12 protein-coding genes and 1 tRNA gene are annotated in these 10,955 nt (G+C 67.3%); 9 read left to right on the top strand and 4 right to left on the bottom strand.

The window, feature by feature from the left end:
* The first annotated feature begins 87 nt into the window (after positions 1-87).
* Entirely contained in the window at positions 88-1,335 is a 1,248-nt protein-coding gene (locus H289_RS0102130) for a diaminopimelate decarboxylase family protein (protein WP_020099105.1), read from the top strand.
* A 79-nt stretch (positions 1,336-1,414) separates the two neighbouring features.
* Here the strand turns inward: H289_RS0102130 and H289_RS0102125 are convergent, their stop codons facing one another.
* Positions 1,415-2,008, bottom strand: a complete 594-nt coding sequence (locus H289_RS0102125) for a TetR/AcrR family transcriptional regulator (RefSeq protein WP_020099104.1) — start codon at positions 2,006-2,008, stop codon at positions 1,415-1,417.
* Between the two features lie 85 nt (positions 2,009-2,093).
* On the opposite strand from H289_RS0102125, the gene H289_RS0102120 reads away from it, so the two are divergent.
* The 8 genes from H289_RS0102120 to pth all read left to right on the top strand — a co-directional run bounded on the left by H289_RS0102120 (position 2,094) and on the right by pth (position 8,045).
* Positions 2,094-2,165, top strand: a tRNA-Gln gene (locus tag H289_RS0102120).
* A gap of 72 nt (positions 2,166-2,237) precedes the next feature.
* Positions 2,238-3,683, top strand: coding sequence for a bifunctional UDP-N-acetylglucosamine diphosphorylase/glucosamine-1-phosphate N-acetyltransferase GlmU (glmU, locus tag H289_RS0102115; protein ID WP_036419936.1), 1,446 nt, complete (start codon positions 2,238-2,240; stop codon positions 3,681-3,683).
* Positions 3,684-3,786: 103 nt separating this feature from the next.
* Positions 3,787-4,767, top strand: coding sequence for a ribose-phosphate diphosphokinase (locus tag H289_RS0102110; protein ID WP_020099102.1), 981 nt, complete (start codon positions 3,787-3,789; stop codon positions 4,765-4,767).
* The gene (gene arsC / locus H289_RS0102105; RefSeq protein WP_020099101.1) at positions 4,768-5,106 is read left to right on the top strand and encodes an arsenate reductase (glutaredoxin); all 339 of its coding nucleotides are present in this window, start codon (positions 4,768-4,770) and stop codon (positions 5,104-5,106) included.
* Positions 5,103-5,756 carry an LpqN/LpqT family lipoprotein gene (locus H289_RS0102100; protein WP_020099100.1) on the top strand — a complete coding sequence of 218 codons (654 nt, stop codon included), beginning with the start codon at positions 5,103-5,105 and terminating at the stop codon, positions 5,754-5,756. The genes arsC and H289_RS0102100 overlap by 4 nt, the downstream gene beginning before the upstream one ends.
* Before the next feature lie 24 nt (positions 5,757-5,780).
* Positions 5,781-6,650, top strand: coding sequence for an oxidoreductase (locus H289_RS0102095; protein WP_020099099.1), 870 nt, complete (start codon positions 5,781-5,783; stop codon positions 6,648-6,650).
* Positions 6,651-6,800: 150 nt separating this feature from the next.
* On the top strand, positions 6,801-7,463 hold the full coding sequence (locus H289_RS0102090) for a 50S ribosomal protein L25/general stress protein Ctc (RefSeq protein WP_020099098.1): 663 nt from the start codon (positions 6,801-6,803) through the stop codon (positions 7,461-7,463).
* A 6-nt stretch (positions 7,464-7,469) separates the two neighbouring features.
* Positions 7,470-8,045 carry an aminoacyl-tRNA hydrolase gene (pth, locus tag H289_RS0102085; protein WP_020099097.1) on the top strand — a complete coding sequence of 192 codons (576 nt, stop codon included), beginning with the start codon at positions 7,470-7,472 and terminating at the stop codon, positions 8,043-8,045.
* Between the two features lie 75 nt (positions 8,046-8,120).
* Here the strand turns inward: pth and H289_RS29485 are convergent, their stop codons facing one another.
* From H289_RS29485 to H289_RS0102070, 3 genes are all read right to left on the bottom strand, one after another.
* Positions 8,121-8,384 carry a hypothetical protein gene (locus H289_RS29485; protein WP_020099096.1) on the bottom strand — a complete coding sequence of 88 codons (264 nt, stop codon included), beginning with the start codon at positions 8,382-8,384 and terminating at the stop codon, positions 8,121-8,123.
* 246 nt (positions 8,385-8,630) lie between these two features.
* On the bottom strand, positions 8,631-9,053 hold the full coding sequence (locus H289_RS0102075) for a hypothetical protein (RefSeq protein WP_029104691.1): 423 nt from the start codon (positions 9,051-9,053) through the stop codon (positions 8,631-8,633).
* A 149-nt stretch (positions 9,054-9,202) separates the two neighbouring features.
* Positions 9,203-10,840, bottom strand: a complete 1,638-nt coding sequence (locus H289_RS0102070; protein ID WP_029104690.1) for a fatty acyl-AMP ligase — start codon at positions 10,838-10,840, stop codon at positions 9,203-9,205.
* Positions 10,841-10,955: the final 115 nt, after the last annotated feature.

The following is a 10,955-nucleotide window of genomic DNA, read 5'->3' as shown; positions in this document are numbered from 1 at the left end:
GCAGGACTTCGTCAATATTGGGCACCGTCCCGTCAAGGGATCGTCAACGGGGCGCTCAGCGGGCGATTCCGGGCGCAGGGTGGATCCATGACACTGCTCGACATCCTGCCGTCCCTGCGGGGCGCCATGCGTCCGCGCATCGACACCACCATCTGGCCGTCGACCACCCAGGTCGACGCGCTGGGACGACTCTGCGTCGGGTCGGTCGCGCTCACCGACGTCGCCGACGAGTTCGGCACGCCCGCATACGTTCTGGATGAGGCCGACTTCCGCAAGCGGGCCCAGCACTACCGCACCACGCTGCGCGGCGTCGAGGTCGTCTACGCCGCCCAGTCCCTGCTGACCAGGACCGTTGCCGGCTGGGTGCACGAGGCCGGCCTCGGCATGGCGGTGTGTTCGACGGCCGAGCTGGCCACGGCCCTCGCCGGCGGCATGGACCCGGCGCGCATCGTCGTCCACGGCAGCGGCAAGTCGGTCGACGAGCTGGCGACCGCAGCGGGCGCCGGCGTCGGCCGCATCGTGCTGGACTGCCCCATCGAGATGGCCTATCTGGCCGGCGTCGCGCGCCGGCGGCAGGCGGTGCTGCTGCAGGTCCGCCCTGGTGTCGACGTGCTGCCGACCGTCCGTCGCGCACTGGCCACGCCGCAACTGCCGCTGGCCGGGCTGTACTGCAATCTCGGCACGCAGATCGCCGAACCGGAGGTCTACGTCGAAGCCGTGCGCGGCCTCGTCGACACCATGACCGATGTGCGCGCCGCCCACGGCGTGGTGCTCACCGAACTGAACATCGGCGGCGGCCACGCCATCGCCTACCGGACCGGGGAACCCGAACTCGACGTGCCGGCACTGGCCGATTTCCTCGAAGACGCCCTCGACGCCGCCTGCGCCGCCAACCGGTTCCCGCGGCCGCGGCTCGTCGTCGAACCCGGCCGGGCGATCAGCGGCCGCGCCGGCGTGACACTGCACCGCGTGCAATCGGTGTCGGCCCGCACCGACGGCCGCGCCGTCGTCACCGTCGACGGCAGCCATCCGCATTCCGCGCCCGTCGCGAATTACACTGTCGCCCTTGCCAACCGGCATCCGCTCGGACCCACGCGCGGGTCCACCGTCGTCGGCCGCGACGGCTCCCTCATCGCCGACGATCTCGACCTGCCCGACGACGTCCACCCCGGCGATCTGCTCGCCACCGCGTGCACCGGCGCCTACCACCACAGCATGGCGTCGAACTTCACCATGACGACCCGGCCGCCGGTCATCGCCGTGTGCGATAGGCGGGTGCGGCCGCTGATCCGCCGGGAGACCACCGCGGACCTGCTGCTGCGCGACTGCGGGTAACAGCTTCAGCCGAACATGAGCTTGTGTGCCAACTCTGCGCCGAATCTCGCACACAAGCTCATGTTGGGCGAGCTACGACTCAGTTCTCGTGCAGCTCCGGGTCGGACTCGAGATGCGTCAGGCCGTTCCACATCAGATTGACCAGGTGCGCCGCGACGACTTCCTTCTTCGGTTCGCGGGTGTCCAGCCACCACTGCGCGGACATCGACACCGAGCCGACGAGCGCCTGCGCATAGAGCGGGGCCAGCTCCGGGTCGAGCCCGCGACGGGAGAAGTCGCCGGCCAGGATCGAGCTGACCTGGTTGACCGCGTCGTTGAGCAGCGTCGAGTAGGTGCCCGATGTAATAGCCGCCGGCGAATCCCTGATCAGGATGCGGAAACCGTCGGTGTGCTCCTCGACGTACGTCAGCAGCGCCAGCGCCACCCGCTCAACCCGCACTCGCGACCGGTTGTTGGTCAGGGACGACGTGATGCCGTCGAGCAGCGCGGACATCTCCCGGTCGACGACGACGGCGTAGAGGCCTTCCTTACCGCCGAAATGCTCGTAGACCACGGGCTTGGAGACGTTGGCGCGCTGCGCGATCTCCTCGATGGAGGTGCCGTCGTAACCCCGCTCGGCGAACAGCGACTTCGCGATCTCGATGAGCTGCTGACGGCGTTCACTGCCGGTCATGCGCGCACGAGGGCTGCGCGCTCCGTTCTCCGCCGCTGCCATGGTCGCCAGCCTATCCGCTTGCATTAGAGTCTCTGGCGAGTAATCCGTCGTGGTGTAATCGGCAGCACCTCTGATTTTGGTTCAGATAGTTCAGGTTCGAGTCCTGGCGACGGAGCAAGACGTGCCGAGCGACCATTGGTGGAGCGCTGAGCGGTCAAAGCGCGACATCGCGTAGAGAGAGGCGTACGTGACTCGAGGCGAAGCCGCTGTCATCGTCCTGGCAGCCGGGTCGGGCACCCGGATGCGCTCCGACATCCCGAAGGTCCTGCATACGCTGGCCGGCCGCAGCATGCTGGCGCACGCGCTGCATGCCGTGGCCAAGGTCAATCCGACGCACCTCGTGGTGGTCGTCGGCAAGGAACGCGAGCGCGTCACCGCCCATGTGCATGAAATCTCGGGCCGGCTCGGCCGGACCGTCACCGTGGCCATCCAGGACGAACAGCTCGGCACCGGGCACGCCGTCAGCTGCGGCCTGTCGGCACTGCCCGACGACTTCGCCGGCACGGTCGTCGTCACCGCGGGTGACGTGCCGCTGCTCGACGCCGACACCATCGAGGGCCTCGTCGACACCCACGCCGCCGCCACCGCGGCCGCCACGGTGCTGACCACGACCGTCACCAACCCGACGGGGTACGGCCGCATCCTGCGCGACCACGAGGGCCTCGAGCTCCTAGGCATCGTCGAGCAGGCCGACGCCACCGAATCCCAGCGCGCCATCCGCGAGGTGAACTCCGGGGTCTACGCGTTCGACGCGGCGGCCCTGCGCTCGGCGCTGAGCCGGCTGCGCTCGGACAACGCCCAGCAGGAGCTCTACCTCACCGACGCCATCGCGATCGTCCGCGGCGACGGCCAGATCGTCCGGGCCCACCACGTCGACGACAGCGCGCAGGTCTCCGGTGTCAACGACCGCGTGCAGCTGTCCGAGGTGGCCGCCGAGCTGAACCGCCGCATCATCGCCGGGCACCAGCGTGCCGGCGTCACGATCATCGACCCGGCCACCACCTGGATCGACGTCGACGTCAGCATCGGCCGCGACACCGTCGTCAAACAGTGCACCCAGCTGCTGGGCGCCACCGACATCGGCGCGAACTGCGTCATCGGCCCCGACACCACACTGACCGACATGGAGGTCGGCGACGGCGCCGAGGTGATCCGCACCCACGGGCAGCTGGCCGTCATCGGCGCCGGCGCCACCGTCGGACCCTTCACCTACCTGCGGCCGGGCACCGAACTGGGCGCCGACGGCAAACTGGGCGCGTTCGTCGAGGTCAAGAACTCGAAGATCGGCACCGGCACCAAGGTGCCGCACCTGACCTACGTCGGCGACGCCGACATCGGCGAGTACAGCAACATCGGCGCGTCCAGCGTCTTCGTCAACTACGACGGCGAGACCAAGAACCGCACCACCATCGGATCCCACGTGCGTACCGGCTCGGACACCATGTTCGTCGCACCCGTGAGCGTCGGCGACGGCGCCTACACCGGCGCCGGCACCGTGGTCCGCGAGGACGTACCTCCTGGTGCGCTGGCCGTTTCGAAGGGTGAGCAGCGCAACATCGAGGGCTGGGTCGAGCGGAAACGCCCCGACTCGAAGGCCGCCGCCGCCGCCAGGAAAGCGCGCGGCGAGAGCTGAGCTCGACGTTTGTTGTTGGTGTTCTGGTAACCCGGCAACAGTTCCGGGTTACCGGCAAGTACCATTACCGCGTATCGATCCCCCACCGCGAAAGCAGCACACAGTGGCCACGGACTGGACCGACAACCGCAAAAATCTGATGCTCTTCTCGGGGCGCGCGCACCCCGAACTGGCCGAACAGGTCGCCAAAGAGCTCGGCATCGAGGTCACCCCGCAGACGTCCCGGGACTTCGCGAACGGCGAGATCTTCGTCCGCTTCGACGAGTCGGTGCGTGGCAGTGACGCCTTCGTGCTGCAGAGCCACCCCGCGCCGCTGAACCACTGGCTGATGGAACAGCTCATCATGATCGACGCGCTCAAGCGCGGGTCGGCCAAGCGGATCACCGCGATCCTGCCGTTCTACCCGTACGCGCGCCAGGACAAGAAGCACCGCGGCCGCGAGCCCATCTCGGCCCGCCTGGTCGCCGACCTGCTCAAGACCGCCGGTGCCGACCGCATCGTCTCGGTCGACCTGCACACCGACCAGATTCAGGGCTTCTTCGACGGCCCCGTCGACCACATGCGCGGCCAGTCGCTGCTGTGCGGCTACATCGGTGACAAGTACTCCGATTCCGACCTCGTCGTCGTCTCCCCCGACTCCGGCCGCGTGCGCGTCGCCGAGAAGTGGGCCGACTCTCTGGGCGGCGTACCCCTGGCCTTCATCCACAAGACCCGCGATCCGCTGGTCCCCAACCAGGTCAAGGCCAACCGCGTCGTCGGTGAGGTCAAGGGCAAGACCTGCATCCTGACCGACGACATGATCGACACCGGTGGCACCATCGCCGGCGCGGTCAAGCTGCTGCGCGAGGACGGCGCCAAGGACGTCATCATCGCCGCGACCCACGGCGTGCTGTCCGACCCGGCGGCCCAGCGCCTCGCCGACTGCGGTGCCCGCGAGGTCATCGTCACCAACACGCTGCCCATCACGCCGGACAAACAGTTCGACGCCCTGACCGTGCTGTCGATCGCGCCGCTGCTGGCGTCGACCATCCGCGCGGTGTTCGAAAACGGCTCGGTTACCGGCCTTTTCGACGGATCCGCCTAAATGGCCCGGATTTTCCACAACCCGAAGTGCTCGACCTCCCGCAAGACGCTGGATCTGTTGCGGGAGAACGGCATTGAGCCCGAGGTCGTGCAGTATCTGAAGACGCCGCCGACCCGGGCCGAGATCGCAGCGATGATCACGGATGCGGGCATCGACGTCCGCACCGCGGTACGCAAGCGCGAAGCCCTCTACACCGAACTCAATCTCGCCGACGCCACCGACGAGCAGCTGCTCGACGCCATGGCCGAACACCCGATCCTGATCGAGCGGCCGTTCGTCGTCACCGACAAGGGCACGCGGCTGGCCCGCCCGATCGACGCGGTCCGCGAGATTCTGTGACCCTGCTGCGGGTGGCCGTGGCGTCGGCGTCCATCGCTCTGGCACTCACCGCGTGCGAGGCGAAAACGCCTGACTACAAGTCGATCTGGTCGACGACGCCGACCACCAGCACGACTCCGGTGGACAAGGCCAGCCTGATCCCGTTCCCCGACTACCTGAACAAGCTCGGGGTGCAGAGCAAGCAGGTGGTCCCCGACCAGCTCACCGATCTCAAGGTGACGCTGCCGCGGCCACCGGGCTGGACGGGCTACAAGAACCTCAACTACTCGCCCGGCACCGTGACGATCGCCAAGAACGACACCTATCCCCTGGCGATGCTGATGGTGTTCCAGTTGTCGGGCGACTTCGACGTCAAGGACGCTCTCAAGCACTCCGACGCCGACGCGCTGCTGTCGGAGAACTTCAAGAAGCTCTACAGCTCCAGCGAGGACTTCCAGGGCTATCCGTCGGCGATGATCGAGGGCAGCTACGACCTGCACAACCGCCGGATGCAGTCGTACAACCGGATCGTGATCGCCCAGCCGTCGCCGCCGCGGCCGGGCATCCACTACCTGATCCAGCTGACCGTCACGACGTACGCCGAGCAGGCCAAGGAACAGGCCGGCGACATCGAGGCGATCATCAAGGGATTCTCGGTCGGACCGAAGTAGCGGCGCCGCACTAAGCTCGCCGTCATGAGCGAATGGACCGCCGCCGACCTTCCTTCTTTCGCCGGCCGCACCGTCATCGTCACCGGCGCCAACAGTGGCCTCGGCGAGATCACCGCCCGTGAACTGGCCCGCGTGGGCGCCAAGGTCATCCTGGCCTGCCGCAACACCGCCAAGGGCGACGCCGCGGCCGCGGGCATGACCGGCGACGTCGAGGTTCGTCCGCTGGATCTGCAGAGTCTGGCCTCGGTGCGCGAGTTCGCGGCCGGCGTCGACAAGGTCGACGTCCTGATCAACAACGCCGGCATCATGGCGGTGCCCTTCTCGCTGACCGAGGACGGCTTCGAGAGCCAGATCGGCACCAACCACTTGGGCCATTTCGCCCTGACCAACCTGCTGCTGCCCAAGATCACCGACCGCGTCGTGACGGTGTCGTCGGAGCTGCACCTGCTGGGCTACATCAGCCTCAAGGACCTCAACTGGAAGTCGCGGCCGTACTCGGCCTGGCTGGCATACGGGCAGTCGAAGCTGGCGAACCTGCTGTTCACCAAGGACCTGCAGCGCCGGCTGTCGGTGGCCGGCTCTCCGGTACGGGCGCTGACCGCACACCCGGGCTACTCGGCCACCAACCTGCAGGGCCACACCGGCAACGAGTTCGGCGACAAGTTCTGGCTCGCCGCCAACAAGATCGCCACCGATGCGTCGTTCGGTGCCCGCCAGACGCTGTTCGCGGCGTCGCAGGACCTGCCCGGGAACACGTTCGTGGGCCCGAAATTCGGCTTCCGCGGACCGACCGGCCCCACCCAGCTGATCAAGCCGGCCGCCCGCTCGGCGCGCACCGCGACGGCGCTCTGGGACCTGTCTGCCCAGCTCACTGCCACTGAATTTCCGCTGTAAGGGGCGTTTCCGCTAGTCTGACTGACGATCACGGCGAGGGTAGGTCCACCAGGACCACCGTTATCGACGGGAACTTCACAGCACTGATGTGCGCTGATATCCCAGCCCTGGCCGTGCCACCCAGTAGATACGGCATCAGGAGCGATTCACATGGCCAAGAACGCGGCCCCCACCTCGAACAATCTGACCGCTGAGGTCCGCACCCGGACCGGCAAGGGCGCCTCGCGTCTGGCCCGTCGCGAAGGCCGTGTGCCGGTCGTCCTGTACGGCCACGGCACCGAGCCGCAGCACCTCGAGATCAACGCCCGCGAGTACGCTGCCGTGCTGCGTAACTCGGGCACCAACGCGGTGCTGACCCTCGACATCGCCGGCAAGGAGCAGCTCGCGCTGACCAAGCAGGTCGTCGTTCACCCGATCAAGCGCAACATCCAGCACGCCGACCTGATCGTCGTGAAGCGTGGCGAGAAGGTCACCGTCGACGTGAGCATCGTCGTCGAGGGTGACGCCCAGTCCGGCACCCTGGTGGCCCAGGACACCAACACCATCCAGATCGAGGCCGACGTCCAGTCGATCCCCGAGTCGCTGACCGTGTCGGTCGAGGGCATCGAGGCCGGTACTCAGATCCTCGCCGGCCAGGTCGAACTGCCCGCGGGCGTCACGCTGGTGACCGACCCCGAGGTGCTGGTCATCAACGTCGTCGCGGCGCCGACCGCCGAGGACCTCGAGGCCGAGGGCTCCGGCGAAGAGGCCGCTTCGGGCGAGGCTGCTGCCGAGGGCGAGGCGGCCGCAGAGGCCGCTGCCGAGTCGGAGTAATTCGCTTTGGCCGAGCCACTGCTGGTGGTCGGCCTGGGCAATCCTGGGCCGCGCTACGAAACAACGCGGCACAACGTTGGATTTCTGGTTGCCGACATCCTGGCCGAGCGCATCGGCGCAGGGTTCAAGGTGCACAAGAAATCCGGAGCTGAAGTCACCACGGGCCGGCTTGGAGGCCGGTCCGTGGTGCTCGCCAAGCCGCGCACCTACATGAACGAATCCGGTAGGCACGTGGGGCCTTTGGCGAAGTTCTATTCGATCGCACCGGCTGATGTCGTGGTGCTCCACGACGAGCTGGACATCGACTTCGGCCGCATCCGGCTGAAGTTCGGTGGCGGCGAGGGCGGCCACAACGGCCTCAAGTCCGTCGCTTCAGCCTTGGGCACCAAGGACTTTCAACGCGTCCGTATCGGCGTCGGCCGCCCGCCGGGGCGTCAGGACCCCGCGGCGTTCGTGCTGGAGAACTTCAACTCGAGGGAACGGCCCGAGTTGGGCACCATCCTCGAACAAGCTGCCGACGCAACGGAATTGCTGCTGCAGCACGGCGTCGAGGCGGCGCAGAACACCGTCCACGCCTGGTAGCCATTCTTGGCCCGAAGCCACGAAAACCCCCAAATTCCACCGAATTTGGGGGTTTTCGCGATTGGTCGCGGAAACCTATCCGCAGATGTGTTGCCGGTCAACGGCATCGGTGTAGCAGTTACGGCGGCCCTGCGCGCCCACGCGCGAGCTCTGGGTGTTGTCCTGACTACGGATGCCCGGGGTCGCCTTGATCGCCACGCTGCCGTTGGTCTCACACGTCGACGTGCTGCCGGAGTCCTGACAGGTCGGGCGAGCACCAGCGACGGGCGCCATGATGCCGCTGACCGAGGCCAGGCCCACCAGCAGAGCTGCCATCGTGCGCTTGCCTTGATGAGTCATGTCACCTTCTCACTTTCGGGGAAGGCCGTCTGTCTCTCAGCTGCCTTTTGGCCCCGCATGTTAGTTCGACTATATGTTTCGGCCATGTGACCGTGCCATGAACTCATGGCAAACTCACATGTCCGTGAGCAGCCGAAATGCGGTGACCTGCCGATCTTGAAAACTACGGTGAGCGACGTCACCGAATGGCCGAGGAACTTTCCCAGGCAACGGAATTCGTCACGACCGCTGCATGAGCGCCTCAGTTCACGGGCAGGACGAGGCCAATGTGGGTGAGTCCGCAGCAAGAGGGGTGTTGTTGGCCGCCGCCCGGTTGAACGCGTCGCGGCGGGCGTCCTCGAGGGTCGGCCCGGCGCCACCGGCAACGACGCCGCTCGCGGGGGCGTGCACATTGACGATGCACAACCGGTCGTTGGTGACCTCGTCGCTCGTGCACTGGTCGGCGCCGGCCCGGTGACACGCCGCGATGACCGCCGTAGCGGCAGCGCCGACGTCAGGCCCGCTTGCGGTGAAGCCGACGATGACGCCGCCGCGCACGCCCGAACCGACCGCCGCGGCAATGTTGTTCGGCTTCCCGAGCACGCCCGCCGAGCCGTCGGCGCACGCGGGTATTGCGGCGACGGCACCCGCGCTGAGCACTGCCGCCAGAGCCGCAACTACACGCCCCATGAATACGCCGGTCCTCTCGTCAATAATTCAGCGAGATTACCCGGGGTTCACAGCTTTCGCTCAGCGTAGCGAGCGATCAGACCCGCGCGAAAAACGTAAAAACCCCTGATTTCCGGGGAAATCAGGGGGCTTTCACGTCTGCACGGAACCTAGCCGGTGACGAGTTCCACCGAGTTGGCGCGGCGCAGCTTGCCGGACGGGGTCTTCGGAATGGTGCCGGGGCCCAGCACGACCACGTTGCGCGGCCGCACGTCGACCTCGGTCACGACCTCGTGTGCCACCTGGTGCTCGATGCGGCGCACTTCCACCGGGTCCTGCCAGGCGTTGGATTCGACTGCCACAGCGAAGGTTTCACGCGAATGACCGGCGTCCAGGCGCACCGCGACGGCACAGCCCGGGCGTACGCCTTCCACCCGGCCCGCCGCGCGTTCAATGTCCGTCGGGTAGATGTTGCGGCCCGCCATGATGATGACGTCCTTCACGCGGCCACACACGACGACGTTCTGCTCCTCGGTGATGTACCCGAGGTCACCGGTGTCGTACCAACCGTTCTCGTCCTGCGTCGGCAGGAAGCCGGCCATGGTGATGTAGCCGGGGGTCACCGATTCACCGCGCAGCTGGATGACGCCGACGCCGCGCTCGGGCAGGACGTTGCCGTCCTCGTCGACGACGCGGGCCTCGAGGTCACGCAGGAGCGGGCCCAGCGAGGCCAAGCGGCGCGTGTTGCCCTTCGACGCGGGTACCGCGCGCCGCAGGGCGGCCAGCAGGTCGGCGTCGACCTCGTCGACGACCAGGCCCGCGTTGCACGGCGAGAACGACACGGCGAGGCAGGTCTCGGCCATGCCGTAGGCCGGCAGGATGGCCGAGGCCTTCAGACCGAACGGCTTGCCGGCGTCGATGAGGTCCTCGACGTCGGCGGGGTCGACGGGCTCGGCGCCGGACAGCGCGAACCGCAGCGTGGAGAGGTCATATTCGCCCGGTTTGGCCTGGCGGCGCAGCCGCTTGGCGAACAGCGCGTAGGCGAAGTTCGGGGCCGCCGTCATGGTGCCCTTGTACTTGTCGATGAGCTTGGCCCACAGCAGGGTGTCGCGCAGGAAGTCCATCGGCGTGACCTTGACCAGCTCGGCACCGAAGTACATCGGGATGGTGAGGAAGCCGACCATGCCCATGTCGTGGAAGCACGGCAGCCAGCTGACCATGACGTCCTTGTCGACGTCGTACTCGGCGCCGATGAACATGGCCTCGGCGTTGGAGTAGATGTTGCGGTGCGTGATCTGCACGGCCTTCGGCGAGCCGGTCGAACCCGAGGTCAGCTGCATCAGCGCGAGGTCGTCTTCGCCGGTCTCGACGGGGTCGATGGGCTCGGCGGCGAGCAGGTCGCCGACCTTGAGGACCTGCAGGCCCTTCTCCTCCAGCACGGGGATGGCGACCAGGAACGGCTCGGAGACGATGACGGCCTTGGCCTCGATCATGCTGATGACGTTCATGGTGTCTTCAGCCCAGACGGCCAGATCGGTACGGGGTGTCGGCTGGTGCAGCATGGTGAGGCTGCCGCCGCGCATCCAGATGCCCTGCACGGTCGGGGCGATCTCGACCGGGAAGCCGGCCAGCACGCCGATCTTGTCGCCATGGCCGATGCCGGCAGCCGCCAAGCCGCCCGCGATGCGGCGCGCCCGCTCGTGGACCTCACCCCAGGTGTGGCGCACTGGCTCGTGCGGCTCACCGGTGACCATGCCCCGCTGCGATGTACGAGCGTTGTAGTACATCTTGTCGGTAAATCGGCTCACGACAACCTCCTGAGGTCAGGCGCCACTGCCCGTCGTTCCATAGTCCGTCCGGTGCCAGGCGCACTCGTAGAGGCGCGCACGCACAATTCGGCCGCGGTTATATCTCGAAACGATG

Origin of the sequence: Mycobacterium sp. 360MFTsu5.1 (genome assembly GCF_000383495.1) — a bacterium.
Classification (GTDB): Bacteria; Actinomycetota; Actinomycetes; order Mycobacteriales; family Mycobacteriaceae; genus Mycobacterium; species Mycobacterium mucogenicum_B.
Note: the sequence above shows the minus strand (reverse complement) of the source record. Positions and strands in the feature narration are given on the sequence as shown.